Annotated in this window: 19 protein-coding genes; 18 read left to right on the top strand and 1 reads right to left on the bottom strand. The window is 57.9% G+C overall.

Features of this window, described 5'->3' with window-relative positions; translation table 11 throughout:
• The first annotated feature begins 3 nt into the window (after nucleotides 1-3).
• Complete coding sequence (gene rpoN, locus CCGE525_RS35190; protein ID WP_120708955.1) at nucleotides 4-1,443, top strand: RNA polymerase factor sigma-54; 1,440 nt, start codon at nucleotides 4-6, stop codon at nucleotides 1,441-1,443.
• A 46-nt stretch (nucleotides 1,444-1,489) separates the two neighbouring features.
• On the opposite strand, the gene CCGE525_RS35185 is transcribed toward rpoN, so the two are convergent.
• On the bottom strand, nucleotides 1,490-2,155 hold the full coding sequence (locus tag CCGE525_RS35185) for a nitrogen fixation protein NifQ (RefSeq protein WP_120708954.1): 666 nt from the start codon (nucleotides 2,153-2,155) through the stop codon (nucleotides 1,490-1,492).
• A 469-nt stretch (nucleotides 2,156-2,624) separates the two neighbouring features.
• Here CCGE525_RS35185 and CCGE525_RS35180 point away from each other — a divergent pair, with 469 nt between their 5' ends.
• From CCGE525_RS35180 to CCGE525_RS35100, 17 genes are all read left to right on the top strand, one after another.
• Nucleotides 2,625-2,945 carry an iron-sulfur cluster assembly accessory protein gene (locus CCGE525_RS35180; RefSeq protein ID WP_120709184.1) on the top strand — a complete coding sequence of 107 codons (321 nt, stop codon included), beginning with the start codon at nucleotides 2,625-2,627 and terminating at the stop codon, nucleotides 2,943-2,945.
• A gap of 25 nt (nucleotides 2,946-2,970) precedes the next feature.
• Entirely contained in the window at nucleotides 2,971-3,633 is a 663-nt protein-coding gene (locus CCGE525_RS35175) for an iron-sulfur cluster assembly scaffold protein (protein WP_120708953.1), read from the top strand.
• A gap of 29 nt (nucleotides 3,634-3,662) precedes the next feature.
• Nucleotides 3,663-4,889 (top strand): cysteine desulfurase NifS, encoded by a 1,227-nt coding sequence (gene nifS / locus CCGE525_RS35170; protein WP_120708952.1) that lies wholly within the window; start codon nucleotides 3,663-3,665, stop codon nucleotides 4,887-4,889.
• Nucleotides 4,890-5,089: 200 nt separating this feature from the next.
• Nucleotides 5,090-5,473: a nitrogenase stabilizing/protective protein NifW gene (gene nifW, locus CCGE525_RS35165; RefSeq protein WP_120708951.1), complete on the top strand. Its 384-nt coding sequence runs from the start codon at nucleotides 5,090-5,092 to the stop codon at nucleotides 5,471-5,473.
• A gap of 181 nt (nucleotides 5,474-5,654) precedes the next feature.
• On the top strand, nucleotides 5,655-6,506 hold the full coding sequence (locus CCGE525_RS35160) for an electron transfer flavoprotein subunit beta/FixA family protein (RefSeq protein WP_120708950.1): 852 nt from the start codon (nucleotides 5,655-5,657) through the stop codon (nucleotides 6,504-6,506).
• A 65-nt stretch (nucleotides 6,507-6,571) separates the two neighbouring features.
• Nucleotides 6,572-7,630 carry an electron transfer flavoprotein subunit alpha/FixB family protein gene (locus tag CCGE525_RS35155; protein WP_120708949.1) on the top strand — a complete coding sequence of 353 codons (1,059 nt, stop codon included), beginning with the start codon at nucleotides 6,572-6,574 and terminating at the stop codon, nucleotides 7,628-7,630.
• Between the two features lie 11 nt (nucleotides 7,631-7,641).
• Nucleotides 7,642-8,946, top strand: a complete 1,305-nt coding sequence (locus CCGE525_RS35150; RefSeq protein WP_120708948.1) for an FAD-binding protein — start codon at nucleotides 7,642-7,644, stop codon at nucleotides 8,944-8,946.
• 12 nt (nucleotides 8,947-8,958) lie between these two features.
• Nucleotides 8,959-9,258: a ferredoxin family protein gene (locus tag CCGE525_RS35145; RefSeq protein ID WP_120708947.1), complete on the top strand. Its 300-nt coding sequence runs from the start codon at nucleotides 8,959-8,961 to the stop codon at nucleotides 9,256-9,258.
• Nucleotides 9,259-9,436: 178 nt separating this feature from the next.
• The gene (nifA, locus tag CCGE525_RS35140; RefSeq protein ID WP_120708946.1) at nucleotides 9,437-11,185 is read left to right on the top strand and encodes a nif-specific transcriptional activator NifA; all 1,749 of its coding nucleotides are present in this window, start codon (nucleotides 9,437-9,439) and stop codon (nucleotides 11,183-11,185) included.
• A gap of 229 nt (nucleotides 11,186-11,414) precedes the next feature.
• Nucleotides 11,415-12,896: a nitrogenase cofactor biosynthesis protein NifB gene (nifB, locus tag CCGE525_RS35135; protein WP_120708945.1), complete on the top strand. Its 1,482-nt coding sequence runs from the start codon at nucleotides 11,415-11,417 to the stop codon at nucleotides 12,894-12,896.
• Between the two features lie 33 nt (nucleotides 12,897-12,929).
• The gene (locus CCGE525_RS35130; RefSeq protein WP_120708944.1) at nucleotides 12,930-13,124 is read left to right on the top strand and encodes a 4Fe-4S binding protein; all 195 of its coding nucleotides are present in this window, start codon (nucleotides 12,930-12,932) and stop codon (nucleotides 13,122-13,124) included.
• A gap of 97 nt (nucleotides 13,125-13,221) precedes the next feature.
• Nucleotides 13,222-13,545 (top strand): nitrogen fixation protein NifZ, encoded by a 324-nt coding sequence (locus tag CCGE525_RS35125; protein ID WP_120708943.1) that lies wholly within the window; start codon nucleotides 13,222-13,224, stop codon nucleotides 13,543-13,545.
• The gene (gene nifT, locus CCGE525_RS35120) at nucleotides 13,542-13,754 is read left to right on the top strand and encodes a putative nitrogen fixation protein NifT (protein ID WP_120708942.1); all 213 of its coding nucleotides are present in this window, start codon (nucleotides 13,542-13,544) and stop codon (nucleotides 13,752-13,754) included. The genes CCGE525_RS35125 and nifT overlap by 4 nt, the downstream gene beginning before the upstream one ends.
• Nucleotides 13,755-13,788: 34 nt before the next feature.
• The gene (locus CCGE525_RS35115) at nucleotides 13,789-14,670 is read left to right on the top strand and encodes an SIR2 family NAD-dependent protein deacylase (RefSeq protein ID WP_120708941.1); all 882 of its coding nucleotides are present in this window, start codon (nucleotides 13,789-13,791) and stop codon (nucleotides 14,668-14,670) included.
• Nucleotides 14,671-15,329: 659 nt separating this feature from the next.
• Nucleotides 15,330-16,535, top strand: coding sequence for an AAA family ATPase (locus tag CCGE525_RS35110; RefSeq protein ID WP_120708940.1), 1,206 nt, complete (start codon nucleotides 15,330-15,332; stop codon nucleotides 16,533-16,535).
• On the top strand, nucleotides 16,528-19,035 hold the full coding sequence (locus CCGE525_RS35105; protein WP_120708939.1) for a S8 family peptidase: 2,508 nt from the start codon (nucleotides 16,528-16,530) through the stop codon (nucleotides 19,033-19,035). Before CCGE525_RS35110 ends, CCGE525_RS35105 begins: the two co-directional genes overlap by 8 nt.
• A gap of 12 nt (nucleotides 19,036-19,047) precedes the next feature.
• Nucleotides 19,048-19,362 (top strand): hypothetical protein, encoded by a 315-nt coding sequence (locus CCGE525_RS35100; RefSeq protein WP_120708938.1) that lies wholly within the window; start codon nucleotides 19,048-19,050, stop codon nucleotides 19,360-19,362.
• Nucleotides 19,363-19,813: the final 451 nt, after the last annotated feature.

Genomic DNA, 19,813 nt, shown 5'->3' with positions numbered 1-19,813 from the left:
AGGATGCAGTATTTAGCAAACCTTCTCCAGCGCCAAAGGCAATCGCTGGTTATCACGCCCCAGCTCATCCAATCCATTCGCTTGCTGCAACTGGCGCACGGCGAACTGCGTCAGTTCGTCGAGCAGGAATTAGAGAAAAACCCCTTTCTGGAGCTGGCATCAAGCGACGGCATGGCTTCTGACGATGTCGTGTCGACCTCGGAAAGCGGCCCGGACATCGGCGCACACGACAGCAAGGTTGATGCGCCGACACGTGCCGACGCCCCCGAGCCGCTCGGGGAATGGAAATCAATTCGAAATACTGCCAATGCTTCGTCAGAGCAGCGCCCGGCCTTCGAGGAGTTTGCTGCCTCGACCGAAACATTGCACGACGATGTCGCTCGGCAGATCGCCTTGACTGCATTTACCTCAAGAGATCGGCTGATTGCCGGCGCGCTCGCCAATCATCTGGAAGACACCGGATATCTTCAGGTGAACCTTTCGGAGCTGGCGGCGAGTCTCGATGCCCGCGAAGATGAGCTCGAACGGGTTCTCGCAACCTTGCAGCTTTTCGATCCACCTGGAATTTTTGCACGAACTCTTAGCGAATGCCTCGAGATACAGTTGCGCCAGCGAGATCGGTTCGACCCCGCTATGGAAGCGCTGGTTGCCAATCTTGAGCTGGTCGCGCAACGCGACTTTCGCGCATTGAAACGGCGCTGCGGCGTCGACGAAGAAGACCTTCTCGACATGTTGCATGAAATCCGAACACTGGATCCCAGGCCTGGAAATCGCTTCCAGTCCGGAAGACCGGAAGCCATCATCCCCGACGTTCGGGTCATGCCTTCCACCGGAGGCGGGTGGCAAATCGAGCTCAATCCCGACATGCTGCCCAAAGTGCTCATCAATCAAACCTATTTTGCCGAAGTCTCTCGTCTGACCGCGCATGATCCGCAAGATCAGGCATTCCTCAATGAATGCTTCCAAAACGCGAACTGGTTGGTTCGCAGTCTCGATCAGCGCGCCAAGACGATCCTTAAGGTAGCGACCGAAATCGTCCGTCAGCAGGATGTCTTTCTGGAACACGGCATCGCCCATCTTCGGCCGCTCAATCTCAAGACTGTCGCTGACGCGATCGAGATGCATGAGTCGACCGTAAGCCGAGTGACTTCGAATAAATACATTCTCACGCCAAGGGGCGTGTTCGAACTGAAGTATTTTTTCACGGTCGCGATTGCCTCCTCCGAAGGCGGCGAGGCACACTCAGCCGAAGCTATCCGCCATCGCATCAAGGCGATGATCGCCGCGGAAACGGAAGACAATGTGCTTTCCGATGACAGCATGGTCGCCCAACTTAGGGCAAGCGGAATCGATATTGCGCGACGTACCGTCGCAAAATATCGCGAAGTAATGAACATCCCCTCCTCCGTGCAACGTCGCCGCGAGATGCGTGCAGGCTTGTAATGATGACGATCAGGCCTGATGGTCCCCCACCGCTGGCGAAAGCGACTCAACAACGGCTTTCGCCTTTCTCGGGGCCGAAGCACGCTTCGATCTCGCTGCATTCCTGACAACTGGGAGAGGCGCACAGCGAAAAGCCTTCAGCCTCGCAGAGCTTGCGGTAGAGGTACTTCTTCCATCTCATGTTGTTCGTGTTTCCGGCCGCCAGCATCGGAAAATGCGTAGCGAACAAGCGGCCGAGGTCGGCTCGGTCAAGGAGGCCAAGGTCCTGCCAAAGATGGTCGTCGCGCAGGGCGCGTCGGGCAATGATTTTGGCAAAGCGGGCGCTGGCCGGGTCGTTTGGCCGGGCATGCGCCAGTAGCAGGCCGCGCAGAAGCTCTTCCTCCGTACCGAGCTCTGGATCGCTCGCCGCCTCAGAGGAGAACGCCTCGACCAGTCCGGCGGGGAAATTCCGCCCCAGGATGTCCCGCAGCTCGGTAGGAGAAAGGCCGGTTGCCTCGGTCGCCGACACCTGGCCGGCTTCGATCTCCTCAAGCGCCTGCGAAAAGACACAGGTAAGCACATATTCGTCAAAATCCATCTCGATGTCCATTCGCAGCCACCGCCCGACATTGGGTGACCGTGAGTATTGCTGCCGACTGGGCTGATAGGACATCCGTATTCCGCGATTGATGTCATTTCCCTTTAAAACCTGGATCTGATGCAGATCTGACATGGCGCGTTCATTCCTTCGCTCATTGATCAGGGCCGGCTGCTGTAGGCGGCCGCCACGAGAGAGTTTCAAAAATTATGCCAGCCTGGCCAAACAACCGCGTCGGGCACAACTTTCCGTGGTTTTTTCAACCACTTCATAAGTGTGCGCAAAGGATTTCGATTCGACATCAGATGTCGCCTAGTCGACAAACTCGACAGTTGCCCTTGGTGCCGAGCCTTTCGCGGTGAACTGCCACGAGAGTTCTCGCAGCGACGATGACGGCCCTGGCGGGAAGATGGCGCATGGATACTTTGGCGGGCGTCCTGGAGTTCACAGATGATTGCCCGGTTTTTTAGGCTTGCGGTTCAACGATATCGGACACCTGCATATTATCGGTAGAAAGATCCAACTGTTTGCGAAGGTTTTTCTCTTTGGCACGGTAGATGCACGGTCGTTCGCGAATTTGCAAACGACCAATGAGAACCATTACATGATCACGCTCACCGAGAATGCCGTTGCCGCCATGAAGACTGCGCTCAGCGGAGGGGCCGAGCCTGCGCAAGGCGTGCGCATCACGGTCGAGCCCGGTGGCTGCGCTGGGCTCAAATACTTGATGGGACTGGAAGGCGGCCCGCGCGAAGGCGACGCAATCATTGAGACAGACGGGGTCAGGCTGTTCGTGGACGTGGGCTCCCAGCCACATGTCAACGGCATGACCGTCGACTTCGTCATGGGGCTGGAGTCCTCAGGCTTCATCTTCGACAATCCCAACGCGGCAGAGAAGTGCGCTTGTGGCAAGTCCTTCACCTGATCATCTGCGATTGATGTGAAAAGTCATGCGGAACAATCGCGATAAGCTCAAGAAATCATCTTGCGATCACAAGGGCGCCCGCGTTCTGCAAACCGCCAATCCCGAAAGCAACGGTGGCGCGGTTGTCTGCGGCAACGCGCTTGGATTGGTGATGAGATTCGATCAGCCGATGGAAGCAATCACTGCCGCAAAATTACAGGCGCTCTGCAGCCGTTTCGCGATCGCCTGCTCGTCGGATTTGATCGAATTCATCATCGGCAAAACCGCGCTGCGTATCATCAATTACGACTTAGCGGATTTTCTTGATCGGCCGCCCTTCGCAGGCTCGCCATCATCGACCGGGTCATTTGCGATGCGAAGTCGCGCGTCCCGGCCAGGTGCTTCGAAGCTGCCGAAGAAGCGGTTGTCGAGGTCGCTGCGGCGTTGGTCGTCGAAGGCTTCCTTGCGTCAGAAAAGAGCTGGGCGGCAGGCACAAAGGAAGGCACCGTACTCGAGGGCGAGGAAACATTTGTGCAACCGACGATCGTTTGCGGTGGAATCTCGCCGTGGCCGTGGGGCGCATGACGGGGCCCACCTGAAACATTCCGAGCGGCATCTAAAACTGCCAAATGACGTCGCTGCAACGAGGTCGGGCAATCGAACGCTGCCGCTGTCGTTCTCGCCTGACGGAAAGATGAAGACCACTTAGCGTCATTCGGTCAACTGAGGATTGCCTCGATGAGGTCTGTATATCTCGACAACAATGCAACGACGCGAGTCGATCCGGAAGTGGTGCAAACGATGCTGCCGTTCTTTACGGATCAATTCGCCAATCCGTCGTCCGGTCACAATTTTGGCTCGTCGGCCAGCGCGGCCATCACGACCGCGCGCCGGCAACTGCAAGCACTGATCGGCGCGGAGTTTGAGCATGAGATCGTCTTTACCTCCGGCGGGACGGAAAGTGATAACGCAGCGATCCTGTCGGCGCTCGAAATTATGCCCGACCGCACACAAATCGTGACGTCCGTCGTCGAACATCCGGCCGTGCTGACGCTATGTGCGCATCTTGAGAAGAGGCACGGCATTAAGGTGCACAGGATTCCAGTCGACCAGCATGGTCGCCTCGACCTCCAAGCCTACCGGATGGCCCTCTCTCCCCATGTTGCAATCGTCTCGATCATGTGGGCGAACAATGAAACCGGCACGATCTTCCCGGTCGCCCAACTCGCCAGTTTGGCTAAGGAGGTCGGCGCCATTTTCCACACAGACGCGGTACAAGCAGTTGGAAAACTTCCGATACATCTGAAATCGAGTGCGATCGACATGCTGTCGCTCTCCGGCCATAAACTACATGGCCCCAAAGGGATCGGCGCGCTGTGGGTAAGGCGCGGCGTGCGCTTCGAAGCGATGATCAAGGGGGGGCACCAGGAGCGCGGTCGGCGCGCGGGCACGGCAAACACCGCCGGCATCGTCGGGCTCGGCAAGGCCGCTGAACTTGCCTTGAAATTCATGGAAGACGAAAACGGCCGGGTAAGATCACTGCGAGATCGCCTGGAGAAAGAGCTTCTGCAGCGCATCCCAGATGCGTTCGTCACCGGCACACCATTGGAGCGGTTACCGAACACATCGAATATCGCTTTCGAACAAGTCGAAGCTGATGGCATACTCCTTCACCTTGATCGCTATGGCATCGCCTGCTCCTCCGGTTCCGCTTGCACGTCTGACTCGCCGGAGCCGAGCCACGTCCTGACGGCGATGAACATTCCCCATATTTCGGCACTCGGAGTCATCCGCTTCTCCCTGTCGCGTGACAACTGCGACGACGATATCGACTACGTGCTCGATGTTTTACCTGGAATTGTCAGCGATCTGCGTGGCTCTTCTTCGGTTACGCCGAAACGGGCAAAGCGTCGAAGGCCTTTGGGGTTTGTTGACCCGAAGGAGAAGGGCAGAAATCCCTCATGAATCGGTCGCGATCCATTCAAACGATACGAAGTCGCCTGACTGCAACGACGTCACTCGCTTCCCCTGACGAAGGCGGAAAAACTCCGACTTGCCAGCCGCGTGATGCCAGGAGCCTGAGGGATATTCGTCGGCGGTTTTCGCAGCGGGCTAATGGCCCCCGAACTCAGCAGAGACCACCATTTCCGATTAGGGAGAATGTCATGAGCAGTTGTTACAAGAGCAGTCGAACCATTGACACCACCGAAATTCTCGCACGGTTGAAAAAATTGTCCGCTGCGGAGGAATTTTTCGAACTCCTTGACGTTTCCTTTGATCCCAAGGTGCTTGACGTCTCACGGCTCCACATCATGAAGCGTATGGGACAATATCTGGCCGAAGAAGATTTCTCCGATGTCCCGGAGCAGGTCGTTGCTGCCCGGGCCCGCGCCATGCTTGAACGTGCCTACGAAGATTTTGCGACGTCCTCGCCACTTACGCAGCGCGTCTTCAAGGTACTTAAAGATCACGATCCTGCCAGACCCAGCCAACCGGGCCACGCCTTCGTGCCGTTCCATTCCATCCTGAAGCGTTTCGGCAAGGAATGAATGCGACATGGTTGCGGCTTGAACGATGTCGAAAAGCCGACAAACTCGGTAACAGCGCCGGCACCCCTATAGAAAACATCCGAATTTCAAAGGGATGGAAAAGCTAAGAAGGGTTGGCACAGATGGTGCTTTGCAAAAGATCGAGTACCGAACCCGTCATTCGAACAGGAGCAAAGAGACCATGCACGTTGTCGTCTGTATCAAGCAGGTGCCGGACTCCGCCCAGATACGCGTCCATCCTGTGACGAATACGATTATGCGCCAGGGTGTGCCGACCATCATAAATCCTTATGATCTGTTCGCCCTTGAAGAAGCATTACGGTTGCGCGACCTCCACGGCGGCGAGGTCACAGTTCTCACCATGGGTCCGCCTATGGCAGAGGATTCATTGCGCAAGGCGCTTACCTACGGTGCAGATCGGGCGATACTGTTGACCGACCGCCATTTCGCCGGTTCCGATACGTTGGCAACCTCTTTTGCTCTTTCGCAGGCGATCGCGAAGATTGGCGAGACCTTCGGCGCGCCCGACATCGTCTTCACGGGCAAGCAGACGATCGACGGCGACACTGCCCAGGTCGGGCCCGGCATCGCCAAGCGCCTCGATCTCCTGCAGCTCACCTACGTCTCGAAAATCGCCTCCATCGATCTGGAGGCGCGCGAAATCAAAGTCGACCGCCGATCGGAAGGAGGCACGCAGATGCTGCATGGAAGGCTTCCCTGCCTCATCACCATGCTGGAAGGCACCAACGAGATCCGCCGCGGCTCGCTCGACGACGCGCTACGCGCTGCACGCAGCCCGATTGTAAAGTGGAGCGCAGCCGATGCCGGCATTGAGGACCTGAGCAAGTGCGGGCTGCGTGGTTCGCCGACGGTCGTCAAACGCGTCTTTGCCCCTACAGCCCGGGTGGAAAAGGCGGAGCAAATCACCACGGCCGATAAGGGCCTGATCGATCTTGCCGATGAGTTAATCGTCGAAATCTTCGCCCGTCAGCCGGCGCTGGAACAGGAACTCGCCTTCGACGCTAGCGCCTAACGGCTAGGAGCACGACATTGACTGCAACTCAGGAAACACCTCCTCCTGTCGCCGGCCGTGCCGGCATGAAGAAAGAACTTCCGGAGCATTTCAAGGACTATCGACACGTTTGGGTCTTCATGGAACTGGAGCGCGGGCATGTCCATCCCGTCTCCTTCGAACTGCTAGGCGAAGGCCGCAAGCTCGCAGACCAGCTAGGCGTCGACCTTGCAGGCGTCGTTCTCGGACCTCCGGGAGACGCCACACAGCATGCCATTGCCGAGGCCTTTGCTTATGGCGCCGACGTTGCCTACCTCGTCGAAACCCCGCTGCTCGCGGACTATAGGAACGAGCCTTTCACCAAAGCACTGACGAATCTCGTCGTCACCTACAAACCCGAGATTCTGCTTCTCGGTGCGACGACGCTTGGCCGTGACCTTGCCGGTTCCGTGGCGACAACCTTGTTCACAGGTCTTACGGCCGATTGCACCGAACTCGACGTGGATAGGGACGGTTCCCTTGCCGCAACGCGGCCGACTTTTGGCGGCTCTCTTCTTTGCACAATCTACACCCTCAACTGCCGACCGCAGATGGCGACAGTGCGGCCCAGGGTCATGGAGATGCCGCAGCGCACGAATAAGCCGATCGGATGCGTCATTCAGCACGAGGTGCCGATGTTCGAGGAAGAGATCGTCACCAAAGTCCTCGGGTTCCTTTCCGATGGCCAGTCGGCTAATTCCAATCTCGCCTATGCCGATGTCGTGGTGGGCGGGGGCTTGGGGCTCGGTACGGCGGAAAACCTCAAGCTTGTGAAGAATCTCGCGCGGGTGATTGGAGCCGAATATGGCTGTTCGCGGCCGCTGGTCCAGAAGGGCTGGATGCCGGCAGATCGGCAGATCGGTCAAACCGGCAAGACCATCCGGCCGAAGCTCTATATAGCGGCCGGGATTTCCGGCGCCATCCAGCACCGGGTTGGCGTCGGGGGAGCTGATCTTATTGTGGCAATCAACACCGACCCGAACGCACCGATTTTCGACTTCGCCCACCTCGGGGTCGTTACAGATGCGATCCGCTTTTTGCCGGCACTGACTGATGTTTTCACGCAACGGCTGTCGCCGCACAGTCGCGATAAACTTGCGAACTAGGGGACAGGGCCATGAGTGAGGAAAAGTTTGACGCCATTGTCATTGGCGCCGGCATGGCCGGCAACGCAGCTGCTTACACGATGGCAAGCCGTGGCCTCAAGGTGCTGCAGTTGGAGCGTGGTGAATATCCGGGCTCCAAGAATGTCCAGGGCGCCATCATGTACGCAAACATGCTGGAAAAAATCATCCCCGATTTTCGAGATGATGCGCCTCTCGAGCGGCATCTGGTCGAGCAGCGCTTCTGGATGATGGATGACACGTCCCACGTCGGGATACAATACCGATCGGACGACTTCAACGAATCGCGGCCCGAGCGCTACACAATCATTCGTGCCCAGTTCGACCGGTGGTTTTCGCGCAAGGTGCGCGCGGCCGGAGCAACGGTCCTCTGCGAGACGACCGCGACTGAACTCGCGCACGAAGGCGGCAAGGTGATCGGTGTGCGCACCGACCGTACCGGCGACATCATCCTTGCGGACACGGTCGTTCTCGCAGAAGGCGCCAATGGACTGCTTGGCACACGGGCCGGTTTGCGTCAGACGCCGACACCGGAGAGCGTGGCGCTGGCAGTCAAGGAAATTCACTTTCTGCCAGAAGATGTGATCGATCAGCGGTTCGGTCTTCATGGCAACGAAGGCTGCGTGATCGAGGCAGCCGGCACCATCTCCCGCGGCATGGCGGGGCTCGCCTTCCTTTATACCAACAAGGAGTCGATCTCCCTTGGCATCGGCTGTCTCGTCTCCGACTTCGCTGCGACTTGCGAAAGCCCTTATGAGTTGCTCGAAGCATTCAAGAACCATCCGTCGATCAAGCATCTGATCGCGGGTACCGAGGTGAAAGAATATGCAGCCCATCTCATTCCCGAAGGTGGGTACAAGGCAATACCCGCTCTCTTCGGCGATGGCTGGGTCGTTGTCGGCGACGCAGCACAGCTCAATAATGCCGTTCACCGCGAGGGTTCCAATCTTGCCATGACGTCGGGTCGCATCGCCGGGGAGGCTATTTTCGATGTGAAGAGCCGCGGAGGTCGAATGACGAAAAAGAATCTCGCCCTTTACAAGACAATGCTGGACGAGTCCTTTGTCATTAAAGATCTTAAGAAATACAAAGACATGCCAGCGCTCCTCCATACCAACTCCCGCAATTTTTTCATGACATACCCGAAGTTGATGTCAGAGGCCTCGAAAAATTTCATGCGCGTCGACGGTACGCCGAAGATCGAAAATGAAAGAGCGACCACGGCCGCCTTCATAAAGGCGCGCTCGCGCCTGGGGCTGGTCAGTGATGCGGTTCGCCTGGCATTCGCTTGGCGTTGAAGGAGAAATATGATGACCGTTGCAGCGACGAAGTTGCGCGTGGAGGACAAGCTTTTCCAGAACCGCTATCTGGTTGATCCGGGACGTCCGCACATCACCGTGCGACCGCACGAGCATCCGAGCGCGAACCTGCGGGCGTTGACGCGCATCTGCCCGGCGAAATGCTATGAGCTGAATGACAAAGGCCAGGTAGAGATTGCCGCCGACGGCTGCATGGAGTGTGGCACATGCAGGGTGTTGTGCGAGGCCAGTGGTGAGGTTGTGTGGAACTACCCGCGCGGTGGCTTCGGTGTTCTTTTCAAGTTCGGGTGAACGGCTCTATTCTCAAATAGGTCAACAGCACACTGTTTTGATCGCATCCAGGCGCTGCATCAATTTCGCGTGGAACCAGCTTGCAATTTCAGAAACTAACATTAGAGTTTCTATTTATACAAATAAGTACAAACGATGGTAGTGATGTGATCGTTTTACACAGCTAAAGGTGCTGAAAATGACCCGCATCCTACGCGATTGCGCCGATAAAGTTGGAACTTTGCCCGGATCATCCAGCAAAACGCCTGAAGTGGAAATCTCATGCAGCGGGATCTATGAAATATCCAAGCTCCTGACTGCCGCTGTCCCGCTGGAAATCACGCTTGCCAATGTCGCCAATATCCTCCCCACCTTTCTGCGGATGCGTCACGGAGCAATTGTCGTGCTGGCCGGCGAAGGGGAGCCGGAAATTACCGCGTCGGCCGGCGTCGCCGACTGCCGTCAATCCGGCGCTCGCTACATTGTTCCAGGCGCTGCGATAGACCAAATCGTGACGACCGGGCAGCCGCTCGTGATAAGGGAAACTAGCAAGTCCGATTTATTCCGGGCCGATCCTCAGCCGTCTGTGAGCAGCGACTCTATCCCAATCACATTTATCGGTGTCCCTCTAAAGGCTGCGCACAAACTAGTAGGAACGTTATGGATCGACCGCTTCAGGGACAGCGCCACCGAGCTCCGTCATGACGAAGATATCCGCTTCCTTACCATGGTCGCCAATCTTATTGGCCAAACTGTATCGTTCCATCGAGCCCTGAGCACGGCCGGTCCGCAGATCCTTCAGCCGCAGCGAAAATCCCCCGAGGGCAACAGGAACGACGCCAGCCGGGCTGCGCGAGTCAAAGTCGACTGGATCGTCGGGGAAAGCCCCGCAGTCAAGCAGGTGCTGGAGATCGTTTCCGCCGTGGCAATGACGAATACCACCGTGCTTCTGCGGGGTGAAAGCGGCACCGGTAAAGAATTTTTTGCACAAGCCATCCATGAGCTTTCCCCTCGCAGGAAGAAGTCTTTCGTCAAATTGAACTGTGCCGCACTGCCGGAAGGTGTTTTGGAATCGGAATTGTTCGGACATGAAAAGGGTGCCTTTACCGGGGCTGTCTCACAACGCGCGGGGCGTTTCGAATTGGCGAACGGCGGAACGCTTCTCCTTGATGAAATCGGCGAGATTTCGCCTGCCTTTCAAGCCAAGCTCTTGCGCGTCTTGCAGGAAGGCGAGCTGGAGCGGGTGGGCGGAACCAAGACACTCAAAGTCGACATCCGGCTCATATGCGCAACCAACAAGGACCTCGAAGTGGCTGTCGCGAATGGGGAATTCAGGGCCGACCTTTACTATCGCATCAACGTGGTGCCGATCGTCTTACCACCGCTTAGAGAGCGGCCCGGGGACATTCCACGCCTTTCAAAAGTTTTCCTCGACCGTTTTAACAGGGAGAACAATCGCGAACTCGCCTTCACGGCGCCGGCACTGGACCTGATCTCGCAATGCTACTTCCCTGGGAACGTCCGCGAGCTGGAAAATTGCGTGCGGAGGACGGCCACACTGGCGCATTCAAAGGCGATCGCTCCCTCGGATTTCGCTTGCCAGAACAGCCAATGTCTTTCGGCGCGCCTTTGGAAAGGAGACGACGGTGGTCATGGCGGTAAGACCATCGATGAACTCACTCGAGGTAGAACGATACCAGCAGTATCGCCGTTCTCCACCCCGCCCGGCGGCGCATCGCACTCGGAGGTGATGCCCGTCAAGGCCTGCGATCCAAACGGTCCGGCATGCCCGGCCATATCACCGCGCCTAACGGAGCGGGACCGGCTGATCGACGCGATGGAGAAGACCGGATGGGTTCAGGCCAAAGCGGCCCGCATGCTCGGCCTCACGCCGCGCCAGGTCGGCTATGCTCTGCGCCGGCATAATATCGAGGTCAAAAAGTTCTAAGGCTATCTCCTTCGTCAGGTCGAAGACGATCCATTGCTCCGCATGACAAAGGCGCGTCGCGTTTGCGACCCAGCCTGTGTGCCCAGCGTCAGGAACTAACAAAACTATGTCGGAGCACACGTCTTGAATCGGACACCAGACGCTAAGACGCCTGACATCAAACGATTTCTGGGGTTGGCATAGCTGTTGCAGTTTGATCTGCGACGTTCACCAACAACGGAGTTGTTTGATGACTGCATCGATGATTTCGCTTGATAGCCTGGCCAGCGCCAAAACGTCCCACCGCAGGCTGACTATCGCGAAGTCCAGTAACTGCAAATCTTCGTCCTGCGGCTCAACCGCCAAGCCGAACGACATAGACGCAGCAGTCTGGGAGAAGATAAAGGATCATCCGTGCTATTCAGAAGAAGCACACCACTATTTCGCGCGCATGCACGTCGCCGTCGCGCCAGCCTGCAATATCCAATGCAACTACTGCAATCGCAAATATGACTGCGCCAACGAAAGCCGGCCCGGGGTCGTCTCGGAAAAGCTGACGCCAGACCAGGCTCTGCGCAAGGTCATTGCGGTCGCCAACGAAGTGCCCCAGCTTTCGGTCCTAGGCATCGCCGGGCCGGGCGATGCCTGTTACGACTGGCAGAGAACTAAGGCAACATTCGAAAAGGTTATCGCTGAAATCCCCGATATCAAGCTGTGCATCTCGACCAACGGGCTAGCACTGCCAGATCATGTCGACGAGCTTGCAAGCATGAATGTCGATCACGTGACCATCACCATCAATATGGTCGACCCGCAAATCGGTGCGAAGATATACCCCTGGATTTTTTACAACCACCGGCGCTACACCGGCATCGAAGCCGCCGAAATCCTGCACGAGCGGCAGATGTTGGGCCTGGAGATGCTGGCGGCTCGAGGCATCCTCACCAAGATCAATTCGGTCATGATACCCGGCGTCAACGACGAGCACTTGATCGAGGTGAACAGATGGGTGAAGGAGCGTGGCGCGTTCTTGCACAACGTCATGCCGTTGATTTCGGAGCCGGCGCACGGCACCTACTACGGCCTGACCGGGCAACGCGCTCCGCGGCCAATCGAATTGAAGGCGCTTCAGGATCGTCTCGAAAACGGCGCCAAGCTGATGCGCCATTGCCGGCAGTGCCGTGCTGATGCCGTCGGCCTACTGGGCGAGGACCGTGGCAAGGAATTTATGCTCGACCAAATTCCTGGCGAGCTCTCCTACGACGACCGCAATCGCGCGGCATACCGCGAGGTAGTCGCGCAAGAGAGAAGCATTCACGCAGCAGCCAAGAGCGAGGCGATAGAAATGGTCAAGGCGGCAGGCCCTGACGGGTCACTTCAAATCGCGGTAGCGACCAAGGGCGGCGGCCGCATCAACGAACATTTCGGCCATGCGAAAGAATTCCAGATTTATGAGGCTTCCCCGAGAGGAATCGCCTTCGTCGGCCATCGCAAGATCGAGCAGTATTGCCGCGGCGGTTGGGGTGACGACGCCACACTCGACGCCGTCATCGTTGCGCTCGAAGGGATCGACATCGTGCTCTGCGCCAAGATCGGAGATTGTCCTAAGAAGCGGCTGGCGGACGCCGGCATTCGAGCAATGCACGCTTATAGCTATGATTACATCGAAACCGCAATCAGTGCGGTTTATGCCGCCGAGTTTGGAGTCGGCCCGCTGACGGCGACGGCGTGAACTGTTTTATTTGAACGTCCTCAGGAGTTGATAATGGCTTTCAAGATCATCGCATCCCAATGCACCCAGTGCGGAGCCTGCGAGTTCGAATGTCCATCAGGTGCGATAGAACTCAAGCGTGATAACTACGTGATCGATCCGGATAAATGCACAGAATGCGAGGGAGCTTTCGAGACGCAGCAATGCGCAGCGGTATGTCCGGTACCGAAGACCTGCGTTCCAGCCTGATCTTCTCTTCGCTGGTCGCGGAAGGCAATATCCCCGTCAAAGGACACTTTGAACTTCGTCGTTAAGCGGAGCAGTCCCAAGAAAGTAAGGAACCGCGGTGAGCCCAGGACGCGAACAAGAGGTGGAAATCGGCTCTCCGCCGCAATTCCTGCCGGGCGAGCGGGTCCGTGCCACACGCCATATAAAGAATGACGGCACCTATCCGGGCAAAGACGTTGGAGAAAACCTGGTGCGGAAAGGCGATGAGGGTTATGTGCGCGACATCGGCACCTTTCTACAGCAGTTCTACATCTATGCGGTCGAATGGATCGATCGCGGCACCATCGTCGGCATGCGCGCGCGTGAACTGACGAGCCTCGACAAAGCCGCGGTTGGCATTGCCGAAACGGCCACCAGCCCCAAAGAAGGAATAGCTCCGTGAAGGTCATGATCCGCAGAACCGGAACCTGCCTGACAGCATATGTTCCCAAGAAGGATCTCGAAGAGCCGATCATTGCCATGGAGAATGAAAATTTATGGGGCGGGTGCGTGCTGCTTAGGAACGGTTGGCGGCTCGCCCTGCCCGACCTGCCGCAGGACACGCGTCTGCCGATCACTGTCGAGGCAAGAAAGATATCTGAGGAGGACTAGGCGCTGCTAACGAACAACGAAAGGCGACAAGGGCATGACTGCGCGTCTTAACTCCGATCATCTTTCGGTCTGCAGGGATCATCACGCCGAAAGGCAACTTCATTTGCTGAAGGAAGCGCTCGTCGCGGATGAGCTCATCCCATATCTCGGTCCCGGGCTCCTGCAACTGAGTTCGGCGGCACCGCCTGTACCGGACAGGCCGGCGGCCGTTGCAGCAGCTCTTAACAAACGGGCGACCGTCTCTTCCAAGATACGCAGTAACATGTGGTCGGTCGCGCAATTTATCGAGCAGCGCAGGCATCGTCGGACGCTTCAAGCCTGGATGGCGGAGATATTCGCCCCATCCGTGCCGCCGACTGCCCTCCACCTCTGGCTTGCGACGCTGCCACTCTCGCTCATCATCGACAGTTGGTACGACGGAACGATGCGAGCAGCCATCGCGGCGAAAGGCCGAACAGACGTTGTCGAGATACAGGGCATCACGCGGGCAAACGAGAAAGCGCACATTTGGACGAAAACCTACGATTTGTCCGGGAGGGAGCTCGGCCCCGGCCCAGTGGCAAGGACGGTGCTTTATGCGCCGCATGGGAGCGTTCGGCCCGCCGCCAACTTTCTCGTCTCCGATTCTGATTATGTCGAAGTCCTGACCGAAATCGATATCCAGACGCCGATCCCTGAAAGAGTGAAGGAGCGACGCACCAATCGCGGTTTTTTCTTCGTCGGCTGCCGCTTCGACGATCAGATGTTACGCATTTTCGCCCGCCAGATCATGAAGCGTTCCAACGGGCCACACTTCGCCGTGATTGACGCCGAAACCATGACCAAAAACGAACGCCGCTTCTGCGCGGAATGCACCATCACCCTGATCGACCTGTCGATTAGCGAGGTTGCGGCTGGTCTTGTCGATCCGACATAGCTGCAGGCGAGCCAGACTCCGCAAATCGCATGCCGACCGAGGATCATAAAGTCTTCCCGACGTTACGCCGAATTCGGCAGAAAATCACCAATAGCCAACGCCTGCTTTGCGCCCGCAAGCGGACGCCGGCTCGGCTTGGATGCATGACCGATCCGGGGCCGGTTGTCTACTGACGGCTTTCTGGTGAGTGGCGGAGGGAAGCTGTCCTTCGCTGGGATGGCCGACGACGTTCGCGTCGGACGGAACTAGAGCGGTTCAGCGTTTCACGGAATCGCTTTCCCGCTCTAGCCCTTTGTTTTTACGCAATTCCGGACGGAAAACCGTTTCGCACTTTTCCTGGAATTGCTCTAGTCACCGGCTCCTGAAATGGCTCGATCAAATTCGGCGATACCGGGCCAGCCAAGGCCGAGCGCCTCTATTCAAGTAGCAATTTGGTGGTGGGCATCGGCCTACCACTGTTCGCAAGAGCGCTCCCCAGCCGCGTCGGTGCCGCGGCCCCGGCGCTGTGTTTCCGCACCAAAAGCCAGAACCGACGCAACCCGACGCCGACATTGTGCACCAAATATCAGTAATGCGCATCATTTTCCGCTTGAAATGCACCGGTTGTTGTTATATATGCATCATAGTGGCGTAACGGTGCAACGCGCCGAGGATTTTTCATGGACCATTTTACTATCATCCAAGCCCTCTGCCGCGCCGCGATGGCGGATGCCTCTCCAGCTCTGCGCAAGCAGATCGAGCGCCTGCGTGACGCATTAGCCAAAGATGGCGAACAGCAGCAGTCGGCTGCCTTGGCCAGCATTCTTACGACTGCCGACCGGACCAAGGAACTTGCCCCGAGCCGCATCGAACGGTCCAAGACGCAGATTTTTGGTGAACCTCTGACCCGCAACACGCCGGTGCCTGTCGATCGTGAAACGTCGGCCCCGCTTGCTGACATTATCTTTCCGGCTGACATCCAGTCAGCGGCTCCCTTGTTCAACGAGACCGTCAGTCAGGCTATCGGCACAATCATTGATGAATGGGCAAATTTCGATGCGCTCGCCGAAATCGACATTCGGCCATCGAAGACCTGTCTCATCTACGGTGTTCCCGGAACGGGCAAAACTCGTCTGGCACTCTGGATCGCCCAGCAGCTTGATCTGCCCGTAGTGCTTGTGAAGCTTGACGGCCTCGTGTCATCGTTTCTCGGCACGACGGCGCGAAACATCGGCAACCTGTTTACGTTCGCGAACCGCCATCGTTGCGTTTTGCTGCTGGATGAGTTCGACGCCATCGCGAAAGTTCGAGATGATCCGCAGGAGGTCGGCGAGATCAAGCGGGTGGTGAACGCGCTCCTGCAGAATCTCGATATTCGCCGCGATGTGGGCTTTACGATTGGCATCACCAATCATCCCAAGCTACTGGATTCGGCTGTCTGGCGGCGCTTCGAGGTCCAGCTCGAAATCCCCAAGCCCGACTTCGAGATCCGTAAGGCTATTGCCGCGCATTTCATGCGCCCTGTGAAGGCGCCAGACAGCCATTTGCGTCTGATTTCGTGGTTCACCGAGGGCTCCACCGGGGCTGAGATCGAGTCGCTCGTGCGGACATACAAAAAGGCGACGACTGTACGAGATGAGGACAGGCGCGGGCTTTTGGACACGCTGCGACAGTTCGCGACCCTGAACGCGGCGCGGGTTCAAAGCGAACGGCGGGCGTTGCTGTTCGATGATGCAGGCAATCTGTTCCGCGCGATGCGCGATGACCCGATCCTTGGCTTCTCCATGGCTGATATTGGCGAAATCGCCGGCAAGGACAAATCAACAGTCAGCCGGCAGCTTGGCCGTGTAGCCAAGATGGGCGAAGGTGAGGTTTCCAATGGCTAGCCCGATCCAGATCGTCCTCAACCCCGAGAATTATGAGGAAGCCCGCGACGCTGGCGGCGGAGGCGGACACAAGGACTTCTTCGCGCATCGCGATGCCGAATTCGCCAAGCACAAGGCGGCCCTCATGAACCAGATCGACACGATCTCGGGGGTTCTGAGTGCTCAAGCTCAGGGTGACGTCGGCTTTGTGAAAGTCATCCTGCGCCGGGAGGCATGGGCCAAGAGCCATCGCCCGGTCGCGAGTCTATTCCGCAACGATCGCACGCCGGTCGTGGGCGGGGGTGATCTGGGTGTCATGATCGTTGCCGCGCGCCCCGGCGCCCTGCAGCAAGTCTCATCGGAGATCGACAAAGCCGAGTCTCATACGGAGATGCGTTTCAACGAGAACAAGCAGAAGGACGAACCTCATCCCACTGCTCGCAAGAGCGAGACGGGTGCGATTGACCGGATCGAACTTTATGGCCCCTCAGACCGCCGTAGCTTCTCCGTGGAGGAGGCGGTTGCATGGCTCTCCAAGCCAGCGACCGGCGGCAGCTATCAAGTCGAATTATTCGAGGCCCTGCCGCCCCGTTCCGAATGGGATCGTCTCGATGCGGGCCAACGCCGGCTCGTCGAGAGCTTCATCGCAGGTTTCAGCCAGCTCAATGGCGGCGTGACGGTCGAACGGCTGCCTAATCACCGCAACAGGCATCCGCTCCTTTCCGTCCGCCTTGACCAATCGAGCGATCAGCCGGTCCTGCAACTGACCGGTTCCACGGTCAGTGAACGCCGCCGCGAGTTGGCGCCATTCAGCGCTGACACTGGGCGCCACGCCCGCCTGCTTGGCTTTCTTGATAGTCATCCGTTGGTCCGGCGCATCGAGTTGCCAGGCATCGTTGTCCGTGCAAGTCAGTCGGTCAATCCTATCGCCCGCACGCGACCGACCGACCTTGCTCTTCCGGTTCGCGACAGTCGTCGAACACACCCTCGGATGGGGATCATTGACGGTGGCATCAGCGATGCGCTGTCCGAGTGGGTTATCGATCGCTGGGACATTCTCGCTGACGAAGATGTTGACCTTGCGCATGGCACCTTCATTGGTGGTTTGGCGGCAGTGGGCGGCGCCTTGAATGGCGTGGAAATCTGTTCAGAACCCGATGGCGCAGAGTTGGTCGACGTCGCCGTGTTCCCGAACGAACGAAAGGCAGGAGCCTTCGCGTCCTACTACCCCGAAGGTCTTCCCCAGTTCTTCGACGAAATGGAGACGGCGGTATCCGATGCTCGCGCCCGGCATGGGGTCCGGGTGTTCAACATGAGCCTCAACATTTTGCAGCCGGCCGCCCCTGATCGCTACAGCCCACACGCTGCGCGCCTCGATCATATCGCTGAGAGCAACAATGCGATCATGTTCATTTCGGCGGGCAATATTCAGCCACAGGATCTGCGGGCTGAATGGCCCGCCGATGCGACCGCAGCCCTCGCCAATCTTGCAACTGCTCGTAACGATAGCCTGTTGACCCCTGCAGAGAGCGCTCGCAACGTCGCCGTCGCGGCGCTCAACCCGCCGGGACACAGCGGCTGCGTGGCTTTTGCACCGACTCGCTTCAGCAGGCGTGGTCCCGGTTTGCGTGCGGGTGTGAAACCCGATCTTGCACATATCGGTGGCGCTGGCTCGTTACATCCCGAACTCGGGCATGGCCTCTTTTCCATCCTGCCCGACGGAACCGTCGTGGATGGCTGCGGCACCAGCTATGCTGCGCCGCTCGCCGCGAAAACGGCCGCCGTTCTTGATCATGCCATCGAAGGCGAGGTCTCACGCGAAACGCTGATCGCCCTGATGGTCCATCACGCCGAAATGCCGGTGCCTTTGCAACCGAAGGAGCTCGCGCCGATCGCGCGTCATATGGTGGGCTTTGGTCTCCCGCCTTCGGCGGATCGGATCCTTGAGACCGGCGATCATAGTATCACCCTTGTTTTCGCATCGCGGATTCAACGCGATCAGCAGATCAACTTCCGTTTCCCTTGGCCCGCCTCGCTGGTCGGGCCGGGCGGGAAATGCCGAGGTCGGGCGAAGATCACCTTGGTCTCCACCCCGCCTCTCGATGCGCGGTTTGGCTCGGAGTTTGTTCGCGTGAACATCAATGCCACCTTGCAGCAGGAAAAGCCAAAGGGTGGATGGAAAGGGCAACTAGAGCCCCTCTATCTTCCGTCAAAACGCGAAGCACAGGTCATTGAGGCCGAGCGCATCGAATATGATCTGAAGTGGAGCCCGGTTAAAGTGTTGGCCAAGACCTTCCCGAAGGGTGTTGGCGCTTCCTCCAACTGGCGGCTGTTCGTGGACTATCTGACCCGTGCCGGAGAGGTCATGCCGGAGGAAGGCGTGCCGTTCACGGCTATCGTCACGATCAGCGATCCGGATGCTGAACAGCCTGTGTTCAACGATATGCGTCAGAGCCTTCAGGCGCTTGGCACGCAGATCGCGGATATCCGAACCGCGGCGCGCATTACACCAAGGGTTTAATAGGGGGCAGACATGGCGAAATCAGTGTCTCTCGAAACCGGCCGCACCTTTGCGACCATCACCTCCGCGAAGCAACATTTCGCGCCGATGCTCGACCGCAACGACCTTAAGCAGCCATTCTCGGGCGGTGATCTGGCGGATATAGCGGCACTCTACCGCGATTATTGCGCCAAGACCAATTGGCCGCTTCCCTCGTCCCCAACATCCTTCTACCCGACCTACGAGCGCGATGAAGGCTACACCACACGCTGCTTTGGCGTGACGTTCGCCAATGGCTCAATAGGGCGATTTTCCCTGGATAAGGCGCTCAGGGCAATCGCGGTCTGAGACCGTTCCATCCCTAGCAAGCTGGTGCTAGCCATCTGCCGGTAAACCTCTTGCGCAACGTATTCGGCGAGGCGGCCCAGACCTACCGGAATGCTGTCGCCGTGTGGAGTGGCATTGGGGAAGTCCGTGACGGCGACGCTTCGACCTGTTCAGTTTCGAAGAGATCGACTTGAACGAAGACCCAGGGGAGCTGGCCACCGACACTCGTTCGTAACTGCGAAGTCTCGGCCCTGCCTCGCCAGCCGCAGCACGTCGGCGCCGGGAGGCTTGATGATTGATACGTTTGACCGCACATCGGTCGATCACGAAGCAAATGCTGCAGTTGCTGAAATGATGAAGAGCCGAGCGGAACACACCAGATGAACATCTCGGACGCAATATGCCTCGACATCAATCGTCTGCCGAAAGAGGATCTGCAATTTCGCAAGTTTGCCGAACTAAAGCCTGAGCC

This window comes from Rhizobium jaguaris, assembly GCF_003627755.1.
Lineage (GTDB): Bacteria > Pseudomonadota > Alphaproteobacteria > Rhizobiales > Rhizobiaceae > Rhizobium > Rhizobium jaguaris.
The sequence above is the reverse complement of the archived record's forward strand: the minus strand, read 5'-3'. Positions and strand labels throughout refer to the sequence as shown.

What these genes read in the sequence shown, in the direction of transcription:
- CCGE525_RS35105 (WP_120708939.1), top strand. Translation starts at nt 16,528, where the DNA reads ATGGCTAGCCCGATCCAGATCGTCCTCAACCCCGAGAATTATGAGGAA.
- nifB (WP_120708945.1), top strand. Translation starts at nt 11,415, where the DNA reads ATGACTGCATCGATGATTTCGCTTGATAGCCTGGCCAGCGCCAAAACG.
- CCGE525_RS35145 (WP_120708947.1), top strand. Translation starts at nt 8,959, where the DNA reads ATGACCGTTGCAGCGACGAAGTTGCGCGTGGAGGACAAGCTTTTCCAG.
- CCGE525_RS35150 (WP_120708948.1), top strand. Translation starts at nt 7,642, where the DNA reads ATGAGTGAGGAAAAGTTTGACGCCATTGTCATTGGCGCCGGCATGGCC.
- nifS (WP_120708952.1), top strand. Translation starts at nt 3,663, where the DNA reads ATGAGGTCTGTATATCTCGACAACAATGCAACGACGCGAGTCGATCCG.
- rpoN (WP_120708955.1), top strand. Translation starts at nt 4, where the DNA reads ATGCAGTATTTAGCAAACCTTCTCCAGCGCCAAAGGCAATCGCTGGTT.
- CCGE525_RS35100 (WP_120708938.1), top strand. Translation starts at nt 19,048, where the DNA reads ATGGCGAAATCAGTGTCTCTCGAAACCGGCCGCACCTTTGCGACCATC.
- CCGE525_RS35115 (WP_120708941.1), top strand. Translation starts at nt 13,789, where the DNA reads ATGACTGCGCGTCTTAACTCCGATCATCTTTCGGTCTGCAGGGATCAT.
- nifW (WP_120708951.1), top strand. Translation starts at nt 5,090, where the DNA reads ATGAGCAGTTGTTACAAGAGCAGTCGAACCATTGACACCACCGAAATT.
- CCGE525_RS35180 (WP_120709184.1), top strand. Translation starts at nt 2,625, where the DNA reads ATGATCACGCTCACCGAGAATGCCGTTGCCGCCATGAAGACTGCGCTC.
- CCGE525_RS35110 (WP_120708940.1), top strand. Translation starts at nt 15,330, where the DNA reads ATGGACCATTTTACTATCATCCAAGCCCTCTGCCGCGCCGCGATGGCG.
- CCGE525_RS35130 (WP_120708944.1), top strand. Translation starts at nt 12,930, where the DNA reads ATGGCTTTCAAGATCATCGCATCCCAATGCACCCAGTGCGGAGCCTGC.
- nifA (WP_120708946.1), top strand. Translation starts at nt 9,437, where the DNA reads ATGACCCGCATCCTACGCGATTGCGCCGATAAAGTTGGAACTTTGCCC.
- CCGE525_RS35160 (WP_120708950.1), top strand. Translation starts at nt 5,655, where the DNA reads ATGCACGTTGTCGTCTGTATCAAGCAGGTGCCGGACTCCGCCCAGATA.
- CCGE525_RS35175 (WP_120708953.1), top strand. Translation starts at nt 2,971, where the DNA reads ATGCGGAACAATCGCGATAAGCTCAAGAAATCATCTTGCGATCACAAG.
- CCGE525_RS35155 (WP_120708949.1), top strand. Translation starts at nt 6,572, where the DNA reads ATGAAGAAAGAACTTCCGGAGCATTTCAAGGACTATCGACACGTTTGG.
- CCGE525_RS35185 (WP_120708954.1), bottom strand. Translation starts at nt 2,155, where the DNA reads ATGTCAGATCTGCATCAGATCCAGGTTTTAAAGGGAAATGACATCAAT.